Source organism: Glutamicibacter sp. NPDC087673, assembly GCF_044743255.1.
Classification (GTDB): Bacteria; Actinomycetota; Actinomycetes; order Actinomycetales; family Micrococcaceae; genus Glutamicibacter.
On sequence record NZ_JBIUWB010000003.1, the window covers coordinates 140,923 to 166,888 of the forward strand.

The 25,966-nt window shown below is 60.6% G+C and carries 28 protein-coding genes and 2 tRNA genes; 24 read left to right on the top strand and 6 right to left on the bottom strand.

Features of this window, described 5'->3' with window-relative positions:
* The 16 genes from ACIOTL_RS08170 to ACIOTL_RS08245 all read left to right on the top strand — a co-directional run bounded on the left by ACIOTL_RS08170 (window position 1) and on the right by ACIOTL_RS08245 (window position 13,981).
* A complete protein-coding gene (locus ACIOTL_RS08170) occupies window positions 1–243 on the top strand; it encodes an RNA-binding protein (protein WP_038991490.1) in 243 nt (80 codons plus the stop codon).
* Window positions 244–397: 154 nt separating this feature from the next.
* Window positions 398–940, top strand: coding sequence for a ribosome maturation factor RimM (gene rimM / locus ACIOTL_RS08175; protein ID WP_133833441.1), 543 nt, complete (start codon window positions 398–400; stop codon window positions 938–940).
* A 3-nt stretch (window positions 941–943) separates the two neighbouring features.
* Complete coding sequence (gene trmD, locus ACIOTL_RS08180) at window positions 944–1,768, top strand: tRNA (guanosine(37)-N1)-methyltransferase TrmD (RefSeq protein WP_105661210.1); 825 nt, start codon at window positions 944–946, stop codon at window positions 1,766–1,768.
* A gap of 250 nt (window positions 1,769–2,018) precedes the next feature.
* Window positions 2,019–2,378, top strand: a complete 360-nt coding sequence (gene rplS / locus ACIOTL_RS08185) for a 50S ribosomal protein L19 (RefSeq protein ID WP_105657733.1) — start codon at window positions 2,019–2,021, stop codon at window positions 2,376–2,378.
* Window positions 2,379–2,391: 13 nt separating this feature from the next.
* Window positions 2,392–3,039 (top strand): signal peptidase I, encoded by a 648-nt coding sequence (gene lepB, locus ACIOTL_RS08190; RefSeq protein ID WP_332727385.1) that lies wholly within the window; start codon window positions 2,392–2,394, stop codon window positions 3,037–3,039.
* 424 nt (window positions 3,040–3,463) lie between these two features.
* Entirely contained in the window at window positions 3,464–5,635 is a 2,172-nt protein-coding gene (locus ACIOTL_RS08195) for a S1 family peptidase (protein ID WP_400342330.1), read from the top strand.
* A gap of 173 nt (window positions 5,636–5,808) precedes the next feature.
* Window positions 5,809–6,396 carry a hypothetical protein gene (locus ACIOTL_RS08200; protein WP_400342331.1) on the top strand — a complete coding sequence of 196 codons (588 nt, stop codon included), beginning with the start codon at window positions 5,809–5,811 and terminating at the stop codon, window positions 6,394–6,396.
* 164 nt (window positions 6,397–6,560) lie between these two features.
* Window positions 6,561–7,265 carry a signal peptidase I gene (lepB, locus tag ACIOTL_RS08205; protein ID WP_286134220.1) on the top strand — a complete coding sequence of 235 codons (705 nt, stop codon included), beginning with the start codon at window positions 6,561–6,563 and terminating at the stop codon, window positions 7,263–7,265.
* Window positions 7,266–7,276: 11 nt separating this feature from the next.
* On the top strand, window positions 7,277–8,002 hold the full coding sequence (locus ACIOTL_RS08210; RefSeq protein ID WP_400342332.1) for a ribonuclease HII: 726 nt from the start codon (window positions 7,277–7,279) through the stop codon (window positions 8,000–8,002).
* On the top strand, window positions 8,002–8,322 hold the full coding sequence (locus ACIOTL_RS08215) for a DUF2469 domain-containing protein (protein WP_400342333.1): 321 nt from the start codon (window positions 8,002–8,004) through the stop codon (window positions 8,320–8,322). Before ACIOTL_RS08210 ends, ACIOTL_RS08215 begins: the two co-directional genes overlap by 1 nt.
* A 161-nt stretch (window positions 8,323–8,483) precedes the next feature.
* The gene (locus ACIOTL_RS08220) at window positions 8,484–8,846 is read left to right on the top strand and encodes a YraN family protein (RefSeq protein ID WP_105657740.1); all 363 of its coding nucleotides are present in this window, start codon (window positions 8,484–8,486) and stop codon (window positions 8,844–8,846) included.
* On the top strand, window positions 8,843–10,369 hold the full coding sequence (locus tag ACIOTL_RS08225) for a YifB family Mg chelatase-like AAA ATPase (RefSeq protein ID WP_400342334.1): 1,527 nt from the start codon (window positions 8,843–8,845) through the stop codon (window positions 10,367–10,369). Before ACIOTL_RS08220 ends, ACIOTL_RS08225 begins: the two co-directional genes overlap by 4 nt.
* An 8-nt stretch (window positions 10,370–10,377) precedes the next feature.
* Window positions 10,378–11,622 (top strand): DNA-processing protein DprA, encoded by a 1,245-nt coding sequence (gene dprA / locus ACIOTL_RS08230; protein WP_400342335.1) that lies wholly within the window; start codon window positions 10,378–10,380, stop codon window positions 11,620–11,622.
* Between the two features lie 33 nt (window positions 11,623–11,655).
* Window positions 11,656–12,651, top strand: a complete 996-nt coding sequence (locus ACIOTL_RS08235) for a tyrosine recombinase XerC (RefSeq protein WP_332489100.1) — start codon at window positions 11,656–11,658, stop codon at window positions 12,649–12,651.
* 141 nt (window positions 12,652–12,792) lie between these two features.
* Window positions 12,793–13,296 carry a DUF3145 domain-containing protein gene (locus ACIOTL_RS08240; RefSeq protein WP_105657742.1) on the top strand — a complete coding sequence of 168 codons (504 nt, stop codon included), beginning with the start codon at window positions 12,793–12,795 and terminating at the stop codon, window positions 13,294–13,296.
* 298 nt (window positions 13,297–13,594) lie between these two features.
* Window positions 13,595–13,981, top strand: coding sequence for a VOC family protein (locus tag ACIOTL_RS08245; RefSeq protein WP_105657743.1), 387 nt, complete (start codon window positions 13,595–13,597; stop codon window positions 13,979–13,981).
* Between the two features lie 6 nt (window positions 13,982–13,987).
* Here the strand turns inward: ACIOTL_RS08245 and ACIOTL_RS08250 are convergent, their stop codons facing one another.
* From ACIOTL_RS08250 to aceE, 6 genes are all read right to left on the bottom strand, one after another.
* Window positions 13,988–14,563 carry a dihydrofolate reductase family protein gene (locus ACIOTL_RS08250; RefSeq protein ID WP_105657744.1) on the bottom strand — a complete coding sequence of 192 codons (576 nt, stop codon included), beginning with the start codon at window positions 14,561–14,563 and terminating at the stop codon, window positions 13,988–13,990.
* Between the two features lie 193 nt (window positions 14,564–14,756).
* Entirely contained in the window at window positions 14,757–16,004 is a 1,248-nt protein-coding gene (gene fabF / locus ACIOTL_RS08255) for a beta-ketoacyl-ACP synthase II (RefSeq protein WP_388021895.1), read from the bottom strand.
* Between the two features lie 120 nt (window positions 16,005–16,124).
* The gene (locus ACIOTL_RS08260; protein ID WP_105657746.1) at window positions 16,125–16,370 is read right to left on the bottom strand and encodes an acyl carrier protein; all 246 of its coding nucleotides are present in this window, start codon (window positions 16,368–16,370) and stop codon (window positions 16,125–16,127) included.
* 219 nt (window positions 16,371–16,589) lie between these two features.
* Window positions 16,590–17,513, bottom strand: coding sequence for an ACP S-malonyltransferase (locus tag ACIOTL_RS08265; protein ID WP_388021898.1), 924 nt, complete (start codon window positions 17,511–17,513; stop codon window positions 16,590–16,592).
* 176 nt (window positions 17,514–17,689) lie between these two features.
* Window positions 17,690–18,901, bottom strand: coding sequence for a PucR family transcriptional regulator (locus ACIOTL_RS08270; RefSeq protein WP_388021900.1), 1,212 nt, complete (start codon window positions 18,899–18,901; stop codon window positions 17,690–17,692).
* A 156-nt stretch (window positions 18,902–19,057) separates the two neighbouring features.
* Window positions 19,058–21,802: a pyruvate dehydrogenase (acetyl-transferring), homodimeric type gene (gene aceE / locus ACIOTL_RS08275; protein ID WP_400342336.1), complete on the bottom strand. Its 2,745-nt coding sequence runs from the start codon at window positions 21,800–21,802 to the stop codon at window positions 19,058–19,060.
* Window positions 21,803–22,164: 362 nt separating this feature from the next.
* Between aceE and ACIOTL_RS08280 the strand changes: the two genes are divergently transcribed.
* From ACIOTL_RS08280 to ACIOTL_RS08315, 8 genes are all read left to right on the top strand, one after another.
* A complete protein-coding gene (locus ACIOTL_RS08280) occupies window positions 22,165–22,581 on the top strand; it encodes a DUF3052 domain-containing protein (protein ID WP_105657750.1) in 417 nt (138 codons plus the stop codon).
* The gene (locus ACIOTL_RS08285; RefSeq protein WP_388021904.1) at window positions 22,581–23,033 is read left to right on the top strand and encodes a redoxin domain-containing protein; all 453 of its coding nucleotides are present in this window, start codon (window positions 22,581–22,583) and stop codon (window positions 23,031–23,033) included. The genes ACIOTL_RS08280 and ACIOTL_RS08285 overlap by 1 nt, the downstream gene beginning before the upstream one ends.
* Before the next feature lie 115 nt (window positions 23,034–23,148).
* Window positions 23,149–23,224 (top strand) — tRNA-Val (locus tag ACIOTL_RS08290).
* Between the two features lie 662 nt (window positions 23,225–23,886).
* Window positions 23,887–23,962, top strand: a tRNA-Val gene (locus ACIOTL_RS08295).
* A 112-nt stretch (window positions 23,963–24,074) separates the two neighbouring features.
* Window positions 24,075–24,683, top strand: a complete 609-nt coding sequence (locus ACIOTL_RS08300) for a class I SAM-dependent methyltransferase (protein ID WP_388021906.1) — start codon at window positions 24,075–24,077, stop codon at window positions 24,681–24,683.
* 108 nt (window positions 24,684–24,791) lie between these two features.
* Window positions 24,792–25,292 (top strand): hypothetical protein, encoded by a 501-nt coding sequence (locus ACIOTL_RS08305; RefSeq protein WP_388021908.1) that lies wholly within the window; start codon window positions 24,792–24,794, stop codon window positions 25,290–25,292.
* Window positions 25,279–25,572 (top strand): transcriptional regulator, encoded by a 294-nt coding sequence (locus ACIOTL_RS08310; protein WP_388021910.1) that lies wholly within the window; start codon window positions 25,279–25,281, stop codon window positions 25,570–25,572. Before ACIOTL_RS08305 ends, ACIOTL_RS08310 begins: the two co-directional genes overlap by 14 nt.
* Before the next feature lie 161 nt (window positions 25,573–25,733).
* Window positions 25,734–25,928 carry a CsbD family protein gene (locus ACIOTL_RS08315; protein ID WP_105657755.1) on the top strand — a complete coding sequence of 65 codons (195 nt, stop codon included), beginning with the start codon at window positions 25,734–25,736 and terminating at the stop codon, window positions 25,926–25,928.
* The last annotated feature ends 38 nt before the right edge of the window (window positions 25,929–25,966 follow it).

The window sequence follows — 25,966 nt, forward strand, 5'->3', positions numbered from 1 at the left end:
GTGCTCGTTGACGCGCTAGACCACCTGGTACGCGGGGTTGTCGAGGAACCGGAAGACGTCAAGGTCGCCTTGAAGTCCACCCGCCGCGGCGACCTGCTCGAAGTACGTGTGAACCCTGAGGATCTCGGTCGTGTGATCGGACGCCAGGGACGCACCGCACGAGCACTGCGCACCGTAATGGCAGCGTTGGCCAAGGAGCCGGTACGTGTCGATGTAATCGACACCGACCGTCGCCGAGGCTAAGCAACTTAGAGGTCTGGCTTTTAAGTTGGCTTCGAAACGAAAGGAGTTTCCGTCCTAACTAGTGACGGAAACTCCTTTCGTGTTTACCCCTAGAATTTCCATTCCAGTCTCCCGGCACACGCCACGGAACACAGTGCAGAAAGAGCAGCAGACTATGCGATTGCAGGTTGCCCGCATCGGCAAGCCCCACGGCATCCGTGGCGAAGTCACCGCCCAGGTCATGACCGACACCCCGGAAGAGCGCTTCACCGCTGGCGAAGAACTCATCGTCGTCGACGGCCCGGTCAAGACGCTGACCATCGCCAATGCGCGCTGGAACAAGACCATCCTGCTGCTCTCCTTCAAGGAAATCGCCGACCGCAACCAGGCTGAAACCCTGCGCGGCGCGCGCCTTGAGATTGAAGTTTCCGACCAGCCGGAAGACGACTCGGACGAATGGTACGAGCATGAACTGCTGGACCTGAAGGTCATGCTCGATGGCGAGCAGGTCGGTACCATCACCGCACTGCGCACCAACCCCGCCCAGGACCTGCTGGTCTTCGAAGACGCTGACGGCCAGGAGATCTACCTCCCGTTCGTCGACGAATTCGTCCCAGAGATCGATCCGGAAGCCGGCATCGTGGTCATCACCCCGCCGGCAGGCCTGCTGACCTTGAACAGCGATGAAGACGGCAGCGACGAAGAGGGACAAAAGTAAGCCATGCGTCTTGACGTCATCTCGATTTTCCCTGAGTACCTCCAGCCGCTCTCGCTTTCGCTGATTGGCCGCGCCGCCGAAGACGGCATCCTGGATCTGAACGTCACCAACCTGCGCGACTTCACTGCCGACAAGCACCGCAAGGTCGACGACACCCCGTACGGTGGCGGCGCCGGCATGGTGATGATGCCGGAACCATGGGGACAGGCACTGGACGCGGTGCGCCCAGCCGATGCTGGCGGCCCCAAGCCAACCCTGATTGTCCCTTCGCCTGCAGGCGCCGTCTTCAACCAGCAGATGGCCTACGACCTTGCCGAGGAAGAGCATCTGGTCTTCGCCTGCGGCCGCTACGAAGGCATCGATGAGCGCGTCATCGAATACGCGCACGAGAACTTCAACGTCATCCCCGTATCCATCGGCGATTACGTGCTCAACGGGGGAGAAGTGGCCGTGATGGTGATGGTGGAAGCCATCGCCCGGCTGATCCCAGGAGTCATCGGCAACCCGGAATCGCTGGTAGAAGAATCCCACTCGGATGTTCTGCTGGAATACCCGGTGTACACCAAGCCGGCCTCCTGGCGCGGCCGCGATGTCCCCGAGGTGCTGCTCGGTGGCAACCACCAGCGGGTGGGACGGTTCCGCCGCGACGAGCAGATCAAGCGCACCGCAGCGCGTCGCCCCGACCTGATCACGCAGCTGGATGCCGAGAGCCTGAACCGCAGGGACCGCGATGCCCTATGGCACAGCGGATTCGCGCTCGTTGACGGTGCCATAACCCCCAAGTCCGAATTGGACTGGGCTACCGGCGCCGGCACCGAGAGCGACTAAGAGGCCAAAATCACTCGAAAGCCATTTCGGGCAAACTCGCATCGGCTTCGCTGATACGGCATAATTGTTTCTTGGTGTGTTTTTGTTCGACTCCTGCCGCAGGGGGAAGCTCGAGCAACAGAAGACCGCCGCACCGTTTGCTAGAGGCAATCGGTGGTACAACGTTCCGGGGATTTCACTGGTTTCGACCGGTGTCGGGCCCCGCTACGAGGATTCGGTGACCTGCGGCATTGATCCTAGGAGATGCACTATGCATATTCTTGACTCTGTTAACGCAGCCTCGCTGCGCTCCGACGTTCCAGCCTTCGGCCCAGGCGACACCCTGAAGGTTCACGTCAACATCATCGAAGGCAAGAACTCCCGTGTTCAGGTCTTCCAGGGCTACGTCCTTGGTCGCCAGGGCCAGGGTGTTGGCGAGACCTTCACCGTTCGCAAGGTTTCCTTCGGCACCGGTGTTGAGCGTACCTTCCCAGTTCACTCCCCAATCATCGACAAGATTGAGGTTGTGACCAAGGGTGACGTTCGTCGTGCAAAGCTGTACTACATGCGCGATCGTCACGGCAAGGCTGCTCGCATCCGCGAGAAGCGCGACTTCAGCGCAAAGAAGTAATCTGCGTTCTTCAATGAACCGGATTGCACGCACTGAGCGGGCAACAATGAAGCGCCGGGCCTTTTCATGGGTCTGGCGCTTCGCTGTACTCGCCATCATTCTTGGTCTGCTGGCCACCATCGTCATTCGCGCCACCCTGATCGACGTCTTCCATATCGAGTCCAACTCCATGGAATCCACGCTCAACCCTGGCCAGAGCATCGCCGTAGACCGCCGCGCTTACTCGGATGCCGAACCGCAACGCGGAGACATCATCGTCTTCGATGGCCGCGGCTCGTTCCTGCCCTACGCCAAGGCCAGCTTCGCTGATGATCTGCTGGGGGCGTTCAGCCTCACCGGGAGCAGCAATAAGTACGTCAAGCGCGTCATTGGCGTTGGGGGAGACACCGTGGAATGCTGCAGCGCCGATGGGCGACTGCTCGTCAACGGCGAGCCTGCAGACGAGCAGTACATCTTCGCCGGGGATGCTCCGAGCGAACAGAAGTTTTCCGTAGAAGTGCCGGTTGGCCGCTTGTGGGTCATGGGCGATCACCGCTCCACTTCCAAGGATTCGCGGGCATTGCTGGGCGCAAGCGGCGGCGGAATGATCAGCGTCGAGCGCGTCACGGGCAAAGCGACCGAGGTGATTTGGCCGCTCGATCAGCGTTCAGTAATCAGATGACACGCCGTAGCAACCGGCGATTTTGATAGCGCCAGATGGGTAGAACTACCCATCTGGCGCTATTTTTCTAGGTTAATGGAATTAATTCGGATGGATTTCCATCCCACCCGATTTGCTGTGCAATTGGTGTGTAAATTTCGCGACAACACTCAGGATCCACCAAGCTGACTAGGGATTAGAAAGAGAAGTCCAATCTTAAACCAATACTACTGGCACGTAAGTTGTAACCAAGCTCGATGAGGGTAGAGCTATTTGACTAGGTGAAACGGGTTCTGGAATTTATATTTTTGTTGGATTCGATGGTTGAAAAGCTGTGTCGGAACCAAGTATTGTTTCATTTTGGTAACAACACCTGTGCTTACGCGCGCGCCCTTAGGTAAGGGGACGCGCGGGCACTCGCACCATAAATCTGGGAGAAGCATTAATGCCACATCCAAAAAAGAAGACTGCGCAACGCGGCATCGTTGCAGCAGCCGCGACCGCCTTGGTGGTCGGCTCTAGCTTCATGCCTGCCGCAGCGGCGCCAACGGCCTCCGAATCGCCGTCTGCGTCCGCTACGGCAAGCGAGAAGCCTTTGGCCAGCGAAACCGCTCTGGACACCGAGGGGCTCGACAAGGCTATTGAGAAGGACCTCAATAAGTCCGTTGAAGAGTACGTCAAGGACGGGGAGACCAGCGACGCTGCTTCCAAAGTCCGCGACGAACTGAATGCGAAAGGCATTGACGCCACTGCCTCGGTGAAGGACGGCAAAGCCGAGATCACCGTAAGCAAGAAGGACGCTGCCAAGGCCAAGGAGATCGTCAAGGCCAGTGCAGCTCCGGCTCCTATCGTGGTGACCGAAGTTGACTCGCAGGTCAAGACCGTAGACAAGGTCTACACCGAGCTTTTGGCCAACATCGAGCCGAAGGAACTGAAGCGCATCACCGCTATCCTTCAGACCAACGATGGCTTGAAGATCTACGCAAAGGGCTTCGACGAGAAGGAAGCTGCGGACGAACTGAAGTCCAAGTCCGCTGGCTCCCTGCCTGAGAAGCTGACCGTTGAGCAGTTCGTCAGCGAAGCTACGCACGTTGACGGTGTAGAAAGCTCGGGTGTTGCCAAGACCACCGCCGCAGAGGATATTTACGGTGCTCTGGGTTACGCAATGGACAAGTCCGGCGCACCTACTAGCACGTCGACGGTCTGCTCGCTCGGATTCACTGCGTGGACCGCAGAGGGTGAAGATGCCATCATCTCGGCTGGGCACTGCTCGGAAGATGGCGCCACCAAGATTTTGGGCCTTGCCGAACAGTCGGTACCAGGCCAATCGCCAACGCTGGGTGCCGAGCTGGGTACCTTTGGATTCAACCAGTTCGGTGGTCCGGGTAATTCGGGCCTATCTGCCGACGAACTGAACTCCTTGACCGAGGAAGAGTTCAATAACCTGGAACCAGGCACGGATATCTCGGTGATCGATAACATCAATCCTGCGCTGAACCTGCATGCTGCTGTGTCCGAATGGGTTGACGGCAAGGAACCTCGCGACGACGTTATCAACGTGACTGGCACGACCAAGGCTCTCGTCGGGTCGGAAGCTTGCTCTTCGGGCCGTACTACCGGTTGGAGCTGCTCCCCGATCGTCGGCGAAGGTGTCTTCTTCGTCGGTGGCTCGGACCAGACCTACCGTTCAGTTGCTGGCTATGTCGCTGAAAATCCTGGCCAGCGCGTGCTCGACCAGGGTGACTCCGGTGGCCCAATGCTCGTTGGCAGCAAGGCTGCAGGCATCAACTCGGCCAACGCCGCAGGTGAAGACCTGGAGGAAAACACCGCTGATGACATCGCCATGTACACCTCGCTCGATGATGTCTTCGACAAGGGCTACATTGATGGCTACACGCTGAAATTCCATATCAATACCCCTGCCATCACGGTGGAAAACGGTACTGAAGTTGAACCTGGTGAAGCAATCACCGGTACCCTTGCCAATGCTCCGGCTGGCACCATCATCCGTGTGGTCGTTGACGGCAAGCTCTACAAGAAGGTTGAGCTGGACGCTAAAGGAAACTTCTCGTTCCCAGCCCCGGAAGAACCAGGAAAGTTTGCGTTCAGCGTTGTGGCCAAGAACGGCTTCAACACCTCTGAGCGGGTCAACGCCAACGTCTTGATCGTTGCTGCGCCGACTCCAACTCCAACCGAGGAACCAACCGAGGAACCGACTGAGGAGCCAACCGAGGAACCGACCGAGGAACCTACTGTGGAGCCTTCCGAGGAACCAACTACTGAGCCTTCCGAGAGCACCTCGCCATCGCCTTCCGAAGAAGAAAGCGACAAGCCTTCCGAGAGCACCTCGCCATCGCCTTCCGAGGACGAAAGCGACAAGCCATCGGAGAGCACCTCTCCTTCCGCTTCGGAGGACCACGACAAGTCGGAAGCTCCGAAGGACCAGAAGGACGACGAGCCAAGCAAGTCTGCAACTCCAAAGGAAACTCCTAAGAAGGACGATCCTTTGGCGGATACCGGTTCGAACAGCGTTCCGCTGATCGCCGCCGGTGGCGCAATGGCCCTGGCCGGTGCGGCATTCCTGCTGTTCCGCCGCAACGCACGTCGCCACGGCTAAGGGATTCTGTTCCGGCGGGACTGGGTCCTGCTGAAAATGCCCCGCTACTTGAGAACAAGTAGCGGGGCATTTTTACTTGGCACACATGTAGTTCCTTGGTTGCTCCACGATTTCGGCACTAGTCTCAAAGCTAAGATCGTTGCGGCAACGTGAATATCACCGAGGTGTAAATTATGAATTTCAACGCTAGAACTTCACGCACGCCAATCATGCTGGCCTCTACTGCCGCCATGGCTGCCCTATTGCTAACCGGCTGCGGCCAGGGCACCGATCCAGGTGCGCAGGCTACGGCCAGCGCCACGGGATCGGAATCCTCGCAGCAAACAGAAAACTCGAGCGGGAACACCGTGGACCAAGACGCATTGCTCCAGACCAATGACCAGCTCTCCGAAGCCTTGGGCGATGAATACGTCCAGGGTTGGATCAAGGACGGGCAGCTGAACGTTTCGACGACCAGCGAAGAGCAGCTATCCGCTATTGAAGAAGCCGGGGCCATCGGGCACCTAGTCCAATTCAGCAGCGAGGAGCTTCGTTCGGCGATTTCCGAAATCATGAAGTGGCAGGGCAAGCAGGAAAACCCCGTGCGCACTGCCATCCATGCATACACGCTGAATCCTGAAACGGGCGGCATCACCCTGTCGGTGGATAAGAACCAGCTGGACGAAGTCCAAAAGCTGATTGAAGTTGAGAAGCCAATCGGCGAAATCCCCGTGGACTACAAGCAGAGCGGTGGCATCATGTCGCCTGCTGCCACCCAGTAGCCCGCAGTCCGCTTGAACGGACGCACCAATGGCCAGGCCCGGCGACGGACCTGGCCATTGGTGCGTTTCTGGGCAACTGGCCGTGGCTATGCAATGATCCGCTGCGCCTGGCAAGACACGTAAGATGGGGATTACACGCGACAATGGAAGGTACTAATCGAATCGTGAGCGCAGCATCAGCAGAGACTCCTCCAAGCAGGGGACCCCTATACAAAATATGGCGCTTCGTCCGCGAGATTGTCATCATCATCGCGATCGCGCTGTTGCTCTCGTTCGTGATCAAGACCTTCTTCTTCCGTGCCTACTACATCCCATCAGGCTCCATGGAGCATACCCTCGAGGTCAACGACCGGATTTTCGCCAACCTCATGGTTCCCGGGCCGTTCGAGCTGGAACGTGGCGACGTCGTCGTCTTCCGCGATGACCAGGAATGGCTGCCACCGCTGACCGAGTACCCCACCGCGTTCCAGAATGTGCTCTCCTTTGTCGGCGTGCTGCCAGCGGCTGATGAGCAGTACCTGGTCAAGCGCATCATCGGCATGCCCGGTGACACCGTGGAATGCTGCACCGCGGAAGGCGCCATCACGATCAACGGCGAGCCCATTGACGAGCCGTATATCTTTGACGGCGACAGCCCGTCAGACATGGAATTCAAGGCGACCGTCCCAGAAGGAAAAATCTGGGTGATGGGTGATCACCGAGGTGCCAGCGCGGATTCCCGCTTCCACGCCGATCGCCAGGGCGGTTTCGTCGACCTCGAATCCGTCCAGGGCCGCGCTTCGGTGATCTCTTGGCCAACCTCGCGCTGGGGCATCGTCGACTCGCACGAAGAAGTCTTCGCCAACGTCCCGCACGCAGTGGCGAAGTAGGGGCACCGCCCATGGCCGTTTTGAAGAGCAAGGCAACCACGCTAGAACATGAGCGCGCCTTGGCAACCAAGCATGGGTTCCGCTATATCGCAGCGGTCGATGAGGTGGGACGCGGCGCCTTGGCTGGTCCGATTACCGTCGGCATGACGGTAATAGATATTGAGCAGGTCACGGAGTTCCCAGCGCTGCGCGACTCCAAGCTGCTGAGCCCGGAAACCCGTACGGAACTGGTCGATCCAGTTCGCCAGTGGGCCGTGGGCTATGGCGTCGGGCATGCCTCTGCGGCTGAAATCGATGAGCTGGGAGTTACTGGCGCCCTGCGCCTGGCCGGATCGCGGGCCATGGAGCTGTGCGCGGTACAGCCCGAGGCGGCGCTTCTGGATGGCAGCTACGACTGGCTGACCGCACCGGAACCGGATCTCTTCGACATCCTGGCCGATGACCGCGAACCCGTGGGCCTGCACATCCCGGTGACGACCATCATCAAAGGCGACATGACCTGCCAGGCGATCGCCGGAGCTTCCATCCTGGCCAAGGTCGAACGCGATGGAATCATGGTTGATCTGGCCACCGAGCATCCGGCCTTCGGCTGGGAGATCAACAAGGGGTATGCCACCGCTGCGCATCGTGCCGCGATCGTTGCGCAGGGTCCCTGCGACTACCACCGCAAGAGCTGGAACTTGACTTCGGGTGCTGATCAGGCCCAAGGTGAAGCCACGACAAAGAAAGCAAAGTGATGGCTGCCGACGACCTGGAAAACTACGAGACCGACATGGAACTGCAGCTATACCGCGAGTACAAGACCGTGGTGGGGCTGTTCAATTACGTGGTCGAGACCGAGCGCCGCTTCTACCTGGCCAACCAAGTGGACGTGAAGACCCTGTCCAACGCCGGGGAAGTGTACTTCGAGTTGAACCTCACCGACGCGTGGGTCTGGGACATCTACCGCCAAGGGCGCTTCGTGAAGTCCGTCAAGGTGCTGACCTTCAAGGACGTCAACGTCGAAGAACTGAACCCTGACGAGTTCCAGATCCCGAAGGATGGGCTGGGCTCCTAGCACGAGGCACTGCGGCATTCGATCGCCGGCTCTGTTCCTGGAACAGCGCCGGCGATCTCGCTTAAAGCGAATTGTCCACATTCCGCGGCGGGCGCCGCCGCTGTGGACCATAATTCTCCGACGATGTTTCCATTACGGATCGCAGACATCGAGGAGCAAACATGCAGACCGCGAAGCAACGCCTAGGGACCGATGGCGAACAAGCTGCCGCCGCATTTCTCACCGGGCAGCACTACGAAATTCTCGATCGCAATTGGAGATGCCCAGCAGGGGAGCTGGACCTGGTAGCAAGAGCCGGCAACGGCCAGATCACCGCCATCGAAGTCAAAACGAGGTCCTCGCAACGCTATGGATCAGGCTTCGAGGCGATCAGCGCGGCAAAATTCCGCCGGCTCAACAGGCTGCTGATTTCCTGGGCCCAATGCCATCGCATGTTTCTCGCCGAACTTCGCGTGGACATCGTCGAGGTCTATCTGACAACAACAGGGTTCGAATGCCGGCTGCATGAGAACGTGCGCTCATGAGCACCGCGCGCACCAGCGCAGTGGCCCTGCACGGGGTCAGCGCCTCACTGGTGGAAGTCGAGGCCGACCTCGGCAACGGCATCCCAGGATTCGTCCTGCTGGGCTTGCCCGATGCATCTTTGAGCGAGGCCCGCGAACGAATCAAAGCCGCGGCTAGGAACTCAGGGATTCCTCTGGCAAACCGGAAACTGACGGTCAATCTTTCGCCAGCCACCCTGCCCAAGTATGGATCAGCTTTCGATCTGGCCATCGTCATTGCCGCCTTGGCCGCTGATCAACAGCTGTTCGCGTCACCGAGCACGCTGTATATGGCGGAACTCGGCTTGGATGGCACCTTGCGGCCAGTACCCGGTGTGCTGCCAGCGGTGCAGCTGGCCAAGGTCCATGGTCTTGACCGGGTGATCGTGGCTGAGGCTAACGGGGCGGAAGCGAGGCTGGTGCATGGAATCGAGGTCATGGCGCTACGCCATCTGGGACAGGTCACCACTTACCTGCGCCACCGGCAGCCGCAGGCGCCCACCGAATCTGCCGGCCCTTCCGAAGGAACTGCTGCCTCGGGCGATGCGGACCTGGGCCTGGTCAACGGGCAGCAGGAAGCTCGGCTCGCCTTGGAACTGGCCGCAGCCGGCGGGCACCACCTGATCATGGTCGGACCGGCCGGCGCCGGCAAAACCATGCTGGCCAAGTGCCTGCCATCGATTCTGCCGCCACTTGATGACTTGCAAGCACTTGAAGCCACCGCGGTCCATTCCATTACTCGGGGCGGATCCGGGGAATTGGACCAGCTGCAACGCACCCCGCCTTTCGTGGCGCCGCACCACACCGCGTCCCGCTCAGCCCTGATTGGCGGCGGAACCGCACAACTCATTCCCGGGGCCATTACCCGCGCGCACCAGGGCATTCTATTCCTCGATGAAGCAGCGCAATTCCAAACCGGTGTACTTGATGCGCTTCGCCAACCGATCGAGGAAGGCTATATCAACCTCGCGCGGATACGCGGCCACCAGCGGCTACCGGCCCGTTTCCAACTCATCATGGCCGCCAATCCGTGTCCCTGCGGAAAAAACTTCGGCACCGGTACCGGGTGCACCTGTACGCCCATGGCCCGCCGGCGCTATTTCGCCCGGCTTTCAGGACCCATCCTCGACCGTGTGGATCTGCAAGTCAGAGTCAATCCGGTAGCGCAAGCACAGCTTCTTAGCGGGGTACCAAATGAATCCAGTGCACAGGTGCGTGAACGCGTCTTGGCCACCCGGGCACGCAGCAAGGAGCGGCTGGGAAAGTTCTCCATTGCTTGCAACGCGCAAATACCAACTCAGATCCTCAGGAATGAACTGGAATACCCGGCCAAGACCCGGGCGGCGCTTGAACAACTCGCCACACGACGCGGGCTCTCTGCGCGCGCCATCCACCGCCTCCTGCGGGTCGCGTGGACGGTTGCAGACCAGCAAGGGCATGCAGCACCGACCGAGGATGATCTGGCCATCGCCGCTCACCTTCGCCAGAACTTGGAAAATAGCTAGGTAAGGCCATGACTTTCAACGATGTGAACACTGCCGGAAAAGCCTCGCCTCCAACCAGCCAGGAGCGCCGGGTCTACGCCCATCTGAACCAACTTATCGAGCCCAACGACTATGTGGCCACGGCCTTGCTGGAACTGATGAGCCCACAGGAACTGCTGCGCATGATCCAGCGAGAGGATTTCTACCCGGCCGCGCTCAAAGCGCCGGTCGACGGAATCCTCGGATTCCACCCGCCCGGGGATGGCGCACAAGACTTGAGGGTAGCCTTGGCCCGATGGAGAAAGCGCCTGTCGCTGAGCAACCCAGCGGGAGCCTTGGATGCCGCTGCGCGCGCGGGTGGCGGATTGCTGATCCCGGACGATGCTTCGTGGCCGCGACAGCTAGCCGATCTGGAACTGGGACGTCCCCTGTGCCTGTGGTGGCGTTCAGCGAACCCGCAATTGCTCGAAGGCCAAGAGCTGGCGCGCAGCGTGTCCATCGTCGGCTCCCGCGATGCCAGTGACTACGGTGATCAAGTCACCTTCGATCTTGGCCGGACCCTGGCCCTGAACGGGTACACCATTGTCTCGGGTGGCGCTTACGGCATTGACGCCAGCGCGCACCGGGCCGCTCTGAGCGTGGACGATTGGCAGCATCCGAACCCGCCAACGATCACGGTTATGGCTGGCGGCATCGATCGGCTCTACCCTTCGGGCAACAGCAACCTGCTCAACCAGATTATTGCTCGCGGCGTGCTGATCTCAGAGGTGCCTCCCGGAACCACATCAGCACGCTTCCGCTTCCTGAACCGCAACCGGCTGATCGCGGCATTGAGCAGGCTGGTCATCGTCAGCGAAGCGCGCCACCGCTCAGGAGCACTGAACACCGCCAGCCATGCAGTCGAGCTGGGACGCGATGTAGCGGCCGTTCCCGGAAGTGTTTTCGCGCCCAACTCCGCAGGGTGCCACCGATTGATTGCAGAAGGCAGTGCGGCCTTGCTCGCCAGCCCGCAAGATGCGCTGGGCCTGGTTGGCCACCACTGCCAAGCAGAGCCGCGGAGTGCCAAAGTTCAGCAACGACCGACGGACATCCTGGGTAGGGACGAAGCAATGGTGTACGACATCATGTCCTTCACCAAAGGATTGCTGGTCGATGAGATCTCTGCCCGCAGCGGGGTGCCGCTGATCCAGACGCTACGCGCCATCAACCGATTGGAGACACTGCAAATGGCTGCCACCGATGGCCTGGCATGGAAGTTGGTGCGCCAAAACTGACCGGTGACGCAGCTGAGGGTATCCTCAATAGTGATGAAGCAAGAATCAACGACGCACGCCAGCAATGCGATGTCAGCAAAATTCGCTGAGCCGGTGGCGGACTACCTGGAGTACCTGCAACGCGAACGCGGCCGCAGTACTAATACTCTGCGAGCCTACGAAGTGGATTTGCGGAACCTCGGCCAGTTCCTGCTCCACCATGCGCAGGATCCGAGCCTCAAGCAGATTTCAGTTGATACGCTCCGCGATTGGTTGGCGCAGCTTCATGAATCGCAGATTTCCCGCACCACCTTGGCCCGCAGGATCTCTGCGGTGAAGAGCTTCTTCGCGTGGGCGCTGAAGCATCAGCTGATCGACGCGGACCCTGCCCTGCGGCTGGCCGCGCCCAGGAAGGAACGGCGTCTTCCGCATGTTTTGCAGCCAAGCCAGATCGACCGCTTGCTCTCCGAAACAGCCCAGCCGCCTGCTGGAAAAGAAGTCAGCGAGAGCAAGCCGGAACCTGCCCCCGATGCCAAGAGCCAGGCCGTAGCGGCACGCGATAAAGTCATCGCCGAATTGCTGTACGCATCCGGCCTGCGTATCAGCGAGCTCGTGGCCTTGGACGTTGACGACATCGACTTCGAACGACGCACCGTCAGGGTTCTCGGCAAGGGCAACAAGGAACGGGTTGTTCCGTTTGGCAAGCCCGCCGAGCGCGTGATCATCGGGTGGATTCGGTCGCATCGCAAGGTCCTGGCCCGTCAGGAAGCTCAAGGCGCTTTGCTCGTAGGGGTGCGCGGTGCGCGCTTGAATGTACGCCAGGCACGAGAGGTCATTTCCAAGGCCTTGCAATCGCTGGGGGATACCGCTGCCAGCGGCCCGCACGCGTTAAGGCACACCGTAGCCACGCATCTGCTGGATGGGGGCGCAGATTTGCGTGCTGTCCAGGAATTCCTCGGGCATGCTTCGCTGGCAACGACCCAGCTATATACTCACGTTTCGGTTGACCGATTGAGGCAAAGCTACCGCCAAGCCCATCCCCGAGCCTGACTATTTGGTACCAATCTGCAAAAATAGCCTTTCTGGGTGGCGAAAGGCCTCTTCATCGGGCAAAATGGAAGTATCGGCGGCGATGGCACTGGAACGATGTTGACGTAGGGGAAGACGATCAACACCGCAACGGAGGATGGCATGTCTGCACCGATGTCCAGAGGCGTGATTTATATTCATTCCGCCCCTGCAGCGCTATGCCCACATCTGGAATGGGCAATCGGGTCCGTGCTCGGTACTCCAGTAAAAATGGAGTGGACCGAACAGCACGTCGCACCCGGATTTTGTCGCGCCGAAATCGAGTGGGTAGGTACGCAAGGTACCGGCGCTTTGCTGACCAGTGAGATGCATGGTTGGCAGCACCTTCGTTTCGAAATCACCGAAGACCCAAGCCCGGGTGCCGACGGCAGCCGTTGGTCCGTGACCCCTGATCTTGGCATCTTCCACGCCACCGTTGATTGCGCTGGCAACGTCATGGTCAGCGAAGAACGCATCCGGTGGGCCTATGAAAAGGGCGACGGCAATCCCTCGGTCTTCTACCAGGAGATGTCCATCGCTCTCGGCGAGCCCTGGGATGAAGAACTTGAACCCTTCCGTCACGCAGGCGAAGACGCGCCTGTTCGATGGCTCAACCAGGTGGTTTAGCAACTGGTTATTTAGTCCCTGAGTGACTTATCAACAGACACTCAGATACAACCCCGATGGTGCGGGGTTGTTACCCAAAAGAAGTGGGATCCCATGCCGGGGATCCCACTTCTTGCTCTAAGAACTGCGGTTGTGGAGAAGTGTCGAAGCGCAGTGCTATGCTCGATGGCGATGAAGACCAGTCAGGCCGCATGCGGCCACTCCCGGAACGGCAAACTGGTCGTTCCCTGATCCGCGGCCCTCCCGTGCCAGATGCATTCCACCAAAGAACAGCACATCTGAACCACGAAAGGGAGACATGACCGCACAGTTCAACCACACCATCATCGCTTCACTCGACCCGCAACGCATGGCAAAGTTCTATCTTGAGCTGCTCGAAGCACGCGCGGAATCAAGCTGGGGACCATTTACCAACATCAGCCTGGCCCACGGGGTGCTGCTTCAATTCGCTGCACCACCGATGGACTTCCCAGCGCAGCACTATGCCTACCTGCTCGATGACGAGCATTTCGACCGGGCCTACGCGACTATCCGCGAGGGGAAAATGGAGCATTGGGCCGATCCCCAACGGCAGCTGCCAGGGCAGATTAATCATGAACACGGCGGCCGGGGAGTCTACCTGCTTGATCCTTCCGGGCACTACCTGGAATTGATCACCCGGCCTTACCTGCCCGCAGCCAGCTAGGACCAGCTAGCGCTGAACCTTGAACACGTTCTTCTGGATGCCGTTGGAGTAGACCTGCGAATCAATGAGGGCCAGCTTCTGCGCGTCCAGGCTCGCGTCGCTGAAAAGGCGCTTGCCTGCACCAAGCAAAACCGGGAAGACCAGCAGGTTGTACTGGTCGATGAGCTGATGTTCTTGCAGCGAGTGGACCATCGTTGCCGATCCATGGATACTGATCGGGCCGCCGTCGCCGGCTCGAAGCCGCGCCACATCGGCGACCGAGCGCAAGATCGCAGTCTCGCCCCAGTTCCCGGCCAAGTCCTTCTCCCGCAAGGTAGTGGAGAGCACGTACTTGGGCATCGCGTTGTACTGCGGGAACTGCTCGGTCATCGAGGGCCACACCGCGCAGAAGGCCTCGTAGCTGTGCCGGCCCAAGAGCATGGCGCTGGCTTCTTCTTGCTCGGCGCCCTTCAGTTCGTAGGCGGCGGGGTCGAACTCGACCGAGTTCATCGTCCAGCCTGAATTGCGGTAGCCGGGTTCGCCGCCCGGGGCTTGGACGACACCGTCCAAGGAGACGAAGGAAGTGGCGATCAGGGTGCGCATGGGAAGGGATCCTTTGCTCGTGGCAAGTACCGTCAGTTGCCTCCGACATGAGGCGGTACTTGAGCTTAACGAACATGTCAGGACCGAAGCAATGGCTCTGAACCAATTCTTTCGGGGTTAAAGACCACTGGGCTGGTTGAAGAGTAATCTTCAACCAGCCCAGTGGCGCGCCCGCCTGCAGCTGCCGGAACGGCTAGACGCTGCGGATGGCGACCACGGCGTTATGGCCGCCGAAGCCGAAGGAGTTGTTCAGCGCAACGATGGAGCCCTCTGCTGGCAGCTGCGCAGGCTGGCCGGTGACGACTTTCAACGGGATCTCTGGATCCTGGTTGTCCAGGTTAATGGTCACCGGGGCCTTGCGGTTGTAGATGGCCAGTGCGCACAGCACGGACTCCACGGCACCGGAGGCGCCTAGCAGGTGGCCCATCTGCGACTTGGTCGCGGATACCCACACGTTCTCGAGGTGATCGCCCAGGGCGTTCTTCAGCGCAGCGTATTCCGGCTTGTCGCCAACTGGGGTGGAGGTTGCGTGGGCGTTCACATGGACTACGTCCTCTGGCTGGATGCGGCCATCGAACATGGCAGCCTTCAGCGCACGGGTTGCACCCATGCCTTCTGGGTCCGGTGCGGTGATGTGGTGCGCGTCGGAGGTGACCGAGGAACCTGCCAGCTCGGCGTAGATGCGTGCGCCGCGGGCGATTGCATGCTCTTCGGCTTCCAGTACCAGCGCGCCAGCGCCCTCGCCCATGACAAAGCCATCACGGTCGGTGTCGTAGGGGCGCGAAGCCTTGGTCGGATCATCGTTGCGGCGGGAGAGTGCATGCATGGACGCGAAGGCGGCCATCGGCATGGGGTGGATCGCGGCTTCTGCGCCACCGACCATGACCACATCGGCCTTGCCCGAACGGATCAGTTCCAGGCCAACGTGCATCGCTTCGGTACCCGAAGCGCAAGCCGAAACCGGGGTATGCGCGCCACCGGCGGCACCCAGGTCCAGCGACACGGCAGCTGCTGGGCCGTTAGGCATCAGCATTGGCACGGTCATGGGCAGGACGCGGCGTGGGCCCTTTTCACGCAGGGTGTCCCAGGCGTTGAGCAGGGTCCAGACGCCGCCGATGCCGGTAGCGAAGGCAACGGCCAGCTTGTTCTGGTCCATCTCTTCCTTGTCCAGGCCTGAGTCGGCCCAGGCTTCACGGGCCGCAACCACAGCGAACTGGGTCGATGGGTCCATGCGCTTGGTCTCCGGGCGGGAGAGTACCTCGGTCGGCTGCACAGCAGCGCGGGCGGCGAAGGTGACCGGCAGGTCGTATTCCTTAACCCAGTCATCTTCCAGGGTTACGGCGCCGGAGACGCCCTTGAGGGCGTTTGCCCATAGGGTGGGGACATCCCCGCCGATTGGGGTGGTGGCTCCGAGACCGGTGATCACTACTTTGCGCGCCATCATCAAACTCTCTACTGTGCGAATAAGAACTGTGCTTGGAAATTCAGGGGGCCGGCTTGACGTACCGGCCGGTGTGCGCGGCTTGCCCGCACAACGGTGTGGCGAAAAACGCCGGGAAGCTTAGGCCTGTGCCGCAGCGATGAAGTTGACGGCGTCGCCGACGGTCTTCAGGTTCTTGACCTCTTCGTCAGGGATCTTGACCTCGAACTTTTCCTCAGCCTCAACGACGATGGTCATCATCGAGATCGAGTCGATGTCCAGGTCCTCGGTGAAGGACTTGTCCATCTGCACGTCTGCTTCGTCCAGGCCGGTCTCGGAGTTGACGATTTCGGCGAGGCCCGCCAGGATTTCTTCGTTGCTAGCCATGGATGGCTCCTTTTCTTCTTAGCCGGAGGACTCCGGTCATTTTTGTGGCTGGGCGCGGATCCTGTTTCCAGGAACCGGTTCCAGCCGGCTTAATGAAACTTTGGTGGCGCATCAAGAATGCGCGGCACGTTTCGTCGGTTTAAAGCTTAGGCCAGAGACGCGCTCGGCGGACGCAACATGACGTTCCCGGCGTGCACAATCTGTGAACGGCGCAAAAGCCTAGTTGGCGGTGTGCTCGGCGATGAACGCCTTGGCAGCTTCCAGATCCGCTGGACTCTTCACCGCCAGGGTCTTCACGCCCTTGAGACCACGGCGGGCCAATCCCACCAGGGTTCCGGCCGGTGCCAGTTCCAGCACACCGGTCACGCCAGCTTCGGCCAGCGTCTGCATGCACAGGTCCCAGCGGACCGGGCGCGATACCTGGGCGACCAGCGAATCGAGGTTCGCCTGGCCATCGGCTACGGCCTTGCCGTCGAAGTTCGAGAGCAGGGTTGCCGCTGGTTCCTTCGGGGTGATGGTTCCGGCCAGTTCCTCCAGGATGCCAACTGCTGGCTGCATGTGCGCGGTATGGAATGCGCCGGCAACCTTCAGGGGGATCACGCGAGCCTTGGCCGGCGGGTTCTCGCCCAGGGCCGCGAGCTGCTCCATGGTTCCTGCGGCCACAATCTGGCCGCCGCCATTGGCGTTGGCCGGGGTCAGGCCCAGCTCGTCGAGCTTGACCAGCACCTCATCCGGGTCGCCGCCGAGCACTGCTGCCATGCCGGTCGGAGTCGCCGCAGCGGCTTCGGCCATGGCGTTGGCGCGGACCTTCACGAAATTCATGGCGTCAGCTTCGTCCAGCGCACCGGCCAGCGCCGACGCGGTGATCTCGCCAACCGAGTGGCCGGCCACCATGGCACCTGCCGGCAGTGAGCTGCCAAAGAGCGCACGGGCTGTAACCAGGCCGGCGGCGACGATCAGCGGCTGGGCGACGGCGGTGTCCTTGATGGTCTCTTCATCGGAGGTGGTGCCGTGGGCGGTGAGGTCGCGCTCGGTGATCGAGCTGAGCGCCTGCAAATGCTCGGCCACACCATCGACGTCGAGCCATTCGGTGAGGAAACCTGGGGTCTGGGAGCCCTGTCCGGGGCAAACGATTGCTAACACTCTTACAGCTTTCCAAATGTTGGGAGCTTTTGGCGCTTCATTTGAGTACCAAGCTCGTGGTGACTGTTTGTAGGATCTCTACAAAAGCCTAGCGTATCCAGAAGCTGAATTCCGCTGTAATGCGCGATCAACTCGGAATTATCGGTGTCGGGAGCTCGATGCTCTTTGGTTGAAGCCTACAAGTTCGATTCGTGAAGCCGTCCGAAAAGTAGCGCGGTTTGCAGTACGAACGCATCCCGGGGAACCAGTGGATCCCAACCGGTGACTTCGCTGACCCGCTTGAGCCGGTAGCGCACCGTGTTGGCATGGACAAACAGTTCCCGGGCGGTGCCTTCGAGCGAGTGGCCGAGCGCCAAGTAGCTGGAGAGCGTTTCAGCCAGGCCATTGGAGGCCTGCTGCAGCGGCATGTAGACCTGGTCCACCAGCGCCGTGCGGGCCAGTTCATCGCCGTTGCAGGCACGCTCTGGCCACAGGTCATCGGCACCGACCGGATTCGGCGCTTGCGGCCAGGCCTTGGCGGCGCTGAATCCCGCCACGGCTGCCACCGCGGCGTGGTGCATCTCCTTCACCGTCGGAGCCATGGGGGAGTAGACCAGCGGGCCGGGCCCGAAGAACCGGGTCAGCCGGCTCAGATCCGCTTCTTCGAATTTGGTGTCCGAAAGCATCAGCACCGAGCGGTCGCCGAGCACGCCCACCAGCGAATCGCGCGAGTAGCGGATGGCAATACGGCGCAGGGCCGAGACGAAGGTGGCCGGGTTGGACGAAGGGGTGGTGCCCACCAGGATGCGGATATTCTTCTGCGACTTCCAGCCAATGGCCGCAATGCGCGAGGAGAGCGAGTCGTGGGCCTCGCCGTGCAGCACCGCGTCGACCACATGGGCCTCCAAGCGCGAGTCCCAGGCGCCGCGGGTTTCGGCGGCGCGGGCATAGACATCGGCGGCGGCAAAAGCTACTTCGCGCGAATAGCGCAGCACCGCTTCGCGCAGGGCTGCCTGCTCATGCTCGGCGGCGATGTCGGGCACCTGGGATTCGACCACTTCCACGATGGTGCGCAACAGGCCCAAGGCCTTCTGCAGGGAGATGGATCGGGTCAGCTCCGTGGGAGCGGCGCCGAAGACGTCGGTCACCACCCAGGACGGGGTGGAGGAGGGATCCTCGTACCAGGTAACGAAGGTGGAGATGCCCTTCTGGGCGATCAGCCCCAGGGCGGCGCGCTCATTGGGCGCCAGCGATCGGTACCAGGGCAGTTGCTGGTCCAGATATTTCAGCGCGGTGGTGGACAGGACGCCAATATGGCTTTTGAGTCGCTTGAGCGTTTCACTGCTGGGTGCCTGGGATCGGCTGGGACGGTTCTTCGGAGCTGCGGCGGCATCCATTTCAGGACTCATGGGTTCCAGCTTAGTTTCTTTTCTTCCCCCGCGCCCGGCACAGCAGGTAATGGTGAGATTAAATGAGCCAGCTGCCCGGCAACGAGGAAAACCTCGTCATCGGGCAGCTGCTCAATGCGGCGCCGGAGCAAGCTCCGGGCACCTGGACCCTGGGGCCTAGGCGTCGCCGCCAGCGTTGCCGGACTGGCCGGCGTTGGCGTTGTTCAGGTCGTACTTGGCGTGCGCCTTCACTGCGGTGTCCGCAGGGATTTCGCCGCGCTCAACCAGCGACTGCAAGGTCTGCACTACCAGCGAGTGCGCATCGATCTTGAAGAAGCGGCGGGCTGCGGCACGGGTATCCGAGAAGCCGAAGCCGTCCGCGCCCAGGGTGTGGAACTCACCTGGCACGTACGGGCGCAGCTGCTCGGGCACGGCGCGCATGTAGTCGGTGGTCGCGATGACTGGGCCCGGGGTGGACTCCAGCTTCGAGGTCACGTACGGGGTGCGGCGCGGCTTCGATGGATCCACGAGCACCTCGGCGTCGGCGCGCTGGCCGTCGCGGGCCAGTTCGTTCCACGAGGTGACCGACCAGACATCAGCCGAAACGCCCCACTCCTCGGCCAGGATGGCCTGGGCTTCCAGCGCCCATGGCACGGCCACGCCCGAGGCCAGCAGCTGTGCGCGCGGGCCGTCGGTGGTAGCTTCCTTGAGCAGGTGGATGCCCTTGATGATGCCTTCGATGTCAACGTTCTCCGGCTCAGCTGGCTGGCTGATCGGCTCGTTGTACACGGTCAGGTAGTACATCACGTTCGGATCGGCGTGGGTTCCGCCGTACATGCGTTCCAGGCCGGAGCGCATGATGTGGCCGATTTCGTAGCCGTAGGCCGGATCGTAGGTGATCACAGCAGGGTTGGTCGAGGCCAGGATTGGCGAGTGGCCATCTGCGTGCTGCAGGCCTTCACCGGTCAGGGTGGTGCGGCCGGCGGTAGCGCCGATGATGAAGCCACGGGTCATCTGGTCCCCGGCTGCCCAGAACTGGTCGCCGGTGCGCTGGAAGCCGAACATCGAGTAGAACACGTAGATCGGGATCAGCGGTTCATCGTGGGTCGAGTAGCTGGTGCCGGCAGCGGTGAAGGCTGCGACGGCGCCGGCCTCGTTGATGCCCGGGTGGATCAGCTGGCCCTGAGGGGATTCCTTGTAGGCCAGGACCAGATCGCGGTCCACGGACAGGTAGTTCTGGCCGCCCGGGTTGTAGATCTTCGCAGTCGGGAAGAACGAGTCCATGCCGAAGGTACGGGACTCATCTGGCACGATCGGCACGATGCGGTGGCCGAATTCCTTGTCGCGCATCAGGTCCTTGAGCAGGCGCACGAAGGCCATGGTGGTGGCCGCCTGCTGCTTGCCCGAACCGCGCTTGGCGATCGCGTAGGTCTTCTCGCCTGGCAGGGCCAGCTTCTTCGAAGCTTCCTGGCGGCGGGTAGGCACCGAACCGCCCAGGGCCTCGCGGCGCTCCATCATGTACTTGTACTCAGCCGAATCCTCGGTTGGGCGGTAGTACGGAGGAGCGTAGAGGTCCGCTTCGAGCTGCTCGTCGGTGATGGGGATGCGCAGGTGATCACGGAACTTCTTCAAGTCCTCCATGGTCAGCTTCTTCATCTGGTGGGTCGCGTTGCGAGCCTCGAAGTGCGAACCCAGGCCGTAGCCCTTGACGGTCTTGGCCAAGATGACGGTCGGCTTGCCCTTGAACTCCGCAGCAGCCTTGTAGGCGGCGTAGACCTTGTGGTAATCGTGGCCGCCACGCTTCAGGTTCCAGATCTCGTCGTCGCTCATGTCGGCAACCAATTCCTTGGTTTCCGGACGCTGGCCGAAGAAGTGCTCGCGAACGAATGCGCCGGACTCGGCCTTGTAGGTCTGGTAGTCGCCATCCGGGGTCTGGTTCATGATGTCAACCAGCGCGTTGGTCTTGTCTGCTTCGAGCAGGGCATCCCACTCGCGGCCCCAAGCAACCTTGATGACATTCCAGCCGGCACCGCGGAAGAAGGCTTCCAGTTCCTGCATGATCTTGCCATTGCCGCGAACCGGGCCGTCAAGGCGCTGCAGGTTGCAGTTGATGACGAAGTTCAGGTTGTCCAGCTTTTCGTTGGCGGCCAGCTGCAGGAAGCCGCGCGACTCCGGCTCGTCCATTTCGCCGTCGCCCAGGAAGGCCCAGACCTGCTGGTCCGAGGTGTCCTTGATGCCGCGGTTCTGCAGGTAGCGGTTCAGCTGCGCCTGGTAGATGGCGTTAGCTGGGCCGATGCCCATCGAGACGGTTGGGAATTCCCAGAAGTCTGGCAGGGAACGCGGGTGAGGGTAGGAAGGAAGCGCGTGGCCTTCCTTCGACTTTTCCTGGCGGAAGCCGTCCATGTCCTCTTCGGACAGGCGGCCTTCGAGGAACGCGCGGGCGTACATGCCTGGCGAGGCGTGGCCCTGGAAGAAGACCTGGTCGCCGCCGCCTGGGTGGTTCTTGCCGCGGAAGAAGTGGTTGAAACCTACTTCATACAGGGTCGCTGCACCGGCGTAGGTGGAGATGTGCCCGCCAACGCCGATATGAGGGTTCTGGGCGCGGTGCACCATGATGGCGGCATTCCAGCGCATGAAGGCGCGGTAGCGGCGCTCGAGGGCCTCATCGCCCGGGAATTCTGGTTCCTGGTCCACAGGAATGGTGTTCACGTAGTCGGTGGTGGTCACGTGAGGCACGCCCACGGACTTGGCACCTGCACGCTGCAGCAGCGAGCGGATAATGAACTGGGCACGCTCGGTGCCCTGGGTCTCTACGAGGGAGTCAAACGAGTCCATCCATTCCTGAGTTTCCTCAGGATCCCGATCGGACAGCTGGTAAGTCAACCCGCTACGGATCTGGGAGATGTGTTCCTCTACAGCCACGGAAGCTCCTTGATTGAATTGCGGCTCCGACGCTGTGCAGTTTTGCGCTGCGGTGCATCGGTATTGGGACAACGGGTGCAGTAGCACTGGAATGATGTGCACTGCCGGTTCATATGCAACTCTAGTGTTAAACGATCCAGTTTTGTGGCGCGTTTTCCAGCAAAAACCGGTTTAAATCAGACATTTGAAGTGACTTGCGCAACTAGGTACGGGAGCTAACTTCCTCATGGCCATGTCAATATGATGCGGGTCACTGGAATGTGGGTTATATTTGTTCGGCGTGTTATCGCTGTAGCGCTTGAACGGAGCGGCAAAACCGTGTTTCGTTGGTAGTAACGCTTTGCACCAGCAGGAGGAATGAAGTGAGCGACGCCGTATCGGCAAACTTGGAGCCCGCCAAAAAATTGGGCTTCGCTAATGAAGACCTTATTCAGGAACTGGGTTACGACGATGACGTGGATTACGATCTGCGCGAATCGATCGAGGACCTGATTGGTTCAGAGCTGCTCACCGAAGAGGACCATGACGTTGTCGACGCAGTCATTTTCTGGTGGCGCGACGGCGATGGAGATCTAGTTGACGCATTGATGGACGCGCTGAACTGCCTGGACGAGAGTGGCATCGTTTGGTTGCTTACTCCTAAGCAGGGCCGCGAGGGACATGTATCCCCAGCACTTATCCAGCAGGAGGCGCCAACCGCTGGCCTGCATGTAACTACTAGTGAAGGCGTTTCGGAGGATTGGTCCGCAATCCGCCTCGCCCCGCGTAAGAAGAACTAATGATTCAAACAGGTTCACGCCTGTTCGACTTCTCGCTGGAAAATCAGTACGGCGAAACGATAACCAGTACCGGGCTGTCTGGCGGCCGGGTGCTGGTTGTCTTTTATCCCTGGGCATTTTCGCGGGTATGCGGGTCGGAACTGGCAACACTCCAAGAGCACTACGAATTCTTCACGCAGCACCGGGTGCGCATCGTGGCCATTTCGGTGGACCATAAATTCACCCTGCGCAACTATGCGCAGTCGCTTGGCTTGGACTTCGAGCTGCTGGCCGATTTTTGGCCTCATGGGGCGGTGGCGCAACAGGCCGACGCCTTTGACCCTGAGCGTGGGGTCGCGGCCAGATTGACGCTGTACCTGGTTGACGGTGAAGTGCGCGATATTTTCCGCAGCGAGATGACGCAGCCAAGAAGCATTGATGATTACAAGGCGGCAGTGGAACGCGCCGTTTAGCGTGCCGATATGGGCTGTGCTCCAGTTCACGAAAAAAGTCGGCTCACCGATTTGCCCGGACGCAGAAACCTGTGTAGAGTTATTCCTCGTTGGCTTGCAAAAGCGAACATGGTAAGGGCCTTTAGCTCAGCTGGTAGAGCGTCACGTTTACACCGTGAATGTCATCGGTTCGATCCCGGTAGGGCCCACCAAATAAGAATCCTCGATCCATTCGGATCGGGGATTTTTTGTCTCCTTGAGGCGATTTTTCCACTCGGGCAAGTCCTGCGGTGCCCATAGTGCCGGCTTCATGGAATATTTGATCCTCGATGACGCTGGACTCCTGGCATTGTCGTCCGAAGCCAGCGTGGCTGAGCCGGTGGCCCTTGCGCGGCACCGGAGGGTGCTTCGAATCTGCGAACCCGGTACAGCGATCTGGCATCGCTGTTTTCCAATGCCCCGTGGAGGGTGGCGGCGTCGTCTTCGATCACCGCTTCCTGGTACGTGCTATCGCTCATCGAGCTGCTTCGCTTCCACCTGCGGGGCAAGTCCGCAGATCCAGGCGCCTCGTGTTCTTCCGCGCTGGACTGAGCTCGCGCCTCGGTGGCGCTGGTCCCAGTGGTGCAGCGTGGAATAAGCAGGTGTGGGGGCGATGCTGGCGATTGCGGATTACCCGTGCATGCGAACAGCCTCGAACTTGCCGGCAACGCCACTGGAGAGTAGGTTCCAAGATCAGGCGATGTGGTGACGCTCGGCACTCTTTTATGAAAACCTCCATTTCAATTTGCCAAGTCAGTTCGGGATGCATTAGATTATTACTTGTTGCAGCGAAGGACTGAAGGAAAGAAGCTTCCCGATTTCACACACTGCAGGAGGGCCTTTAGCTCAGCTGGTAGAGCGTCACGTTTACACCGTGAATGTCATCGGTTCGATCCCGGTAGGGCCCACCAAAACGAAGACCGCTTCAATCACTCTGGAAAGAGTGATTGAAGCGGTCTTCTTCGTATTCCCGGCCGGCGCCAGCCAATCGCCGAATGCCAGCGAAAGTGCGAAACTGGATGCATGACTGCACCAGAAGAAAACCTTTGGCTCGCCACCGTTCGCAAGAACCCGGACCACTCGCAGAATTTTGCCCAGCGCTGGCGCACGCTTGCCGCCGAAGGCCAGGATATTTTCGGGGAAGCTCGCGCCGTTGACGCGATGGTTGCCCGGGGCAGCAGAATTCTGGATGCCGGATGCGGGACCGGGCGGATCGGCGGCTGGCTTTCCGAGCAAGGGCACCAAGTGGTTGGCGTGGACCTCGACCCGCATTTAATCGATGTTGCCCGGGCAGATTACCCCAAAGCCCAATGGCGGGTCGGCAATCTGGCTGACTTCACCATCGCTGACGCAGCGGGGGAGAACCAGGAATTCGACCTGATAGTTTCTGCCGGCAATGTCGTCACCTTCCTCTCCGAGTCCGAACGCCGCCCGGCGCTGCAGCAACTGCGCGGGCATCTGGCGGCAGACGGGCGCATGATCATCGGCTTCGGCTCGGGACGCGGCTACGGGTTCGATGACTTCGAGGCCGACGCTTTGGAGGCGGGGCTGGCACTGCAGCAACGCTATTCGACCTGGAACTTCCATTTGCCTGCCGCCGATTTCCTGGTGGCCGTGCTCGGGCGCAAATAGCGCCATGCGCAAACCGAGCGCTGCAGGAAAAATCCACTTCGCTTCCAGGCGACGTGCAATCGCTCTTGAAGGGCCCTGGCCTGCGGCTTCTGCCGTGGTCAGGAAACGGTGGGGCACGAGTCTGCGCGGTTGCTGCCGGCAGCGGTTGGCATCGGCACCGCAGTTGCCTCATTCCTCATCGCGATCGTGATTTCCGCCGAGCATTCGGCCAAGCGCAGGTCGGGGACCAACGGTCCCTCGATGGCGCAAGGGGCGATTTACGGCAACACCTTCTGCCTGGGCCTGATCATCACCGCCCTGCTCGGATGGCGGCTGCATGCCCAGGGGCTGAGCTCAATAGGCATGGCGGCTTTAGCCATCACCGGCCTGTGCCTGGTCATCGGTGTGCTCGTGGTCGCCGGCTCGGTGCTCTTCAACGATCGGGTCCAGCTGTTCTTCGGGGCTTGGATCCTGGCTATTGCCCTGCTCTCACTGGCCTCGACGGCACCGCTGAACCTCTTGGCCGGTGCCGTTGGCGGGCTGGGATTCATCGTGCTGGGCCTGCTGCACGGCAGCAAGCCGGAACTGGTCTCAGGAGCGTTGATCCGGGGTGGGCATGCAGGAGCTTGACCCGCTGATCCACGCCCAGGCACGGCTGAGGACCGTCACGGTCCTGGACACCTTGCGGGCCGGGGACAGCATCTCGTTTCCCAAGCTGCAGGGCCTGCTGTCGATGACCTCGGGTAATCTGGCAACGCATTTGCGCACGCTGGAAGACGGTGACTACGTGAAGGTGGACAAGATCCTGGAGGGGCGCAGCCCAGTGACCTACATTGCCTTGACCCGCGCTGGGCGAACCGCCTTCGAAGAGTACAGGGAACAGCTTCGCGCACTGCTGGATGCGGTGTGATCGCCGGACGAACGTGCAAGGATACACGCAATTGCGCAGCCGGGGAGGAACCGGGAAAATCTGCCAGCTAATGCAGAGGCCCGGGACAGGTGAATCATCTGGGCGGCCCATTAGGCTGGAGAAGGTACGCTGACGAATCAACTGCAGAAGGAGATTTTCCAATGGGCCTAGGCGATAAGATCCAGAATAAGGCGCAAGAAGTTTCGGGCAAGGCCAAGAAATCCGTAGGCGATGCGACCGGCAATGAACGCCTGCAGGCTGAAGGCGTAAAGGACCAAGCCGCTGCGAAAGCCAAACAGGCCGGCGAGTCAGTCAAGGATGCGGCCAAGGACGTACGCGACGGCCTGGACAAGTAGCAACAGGCACGCAGGAGCTTAAACGGCAAAGGTGCCCG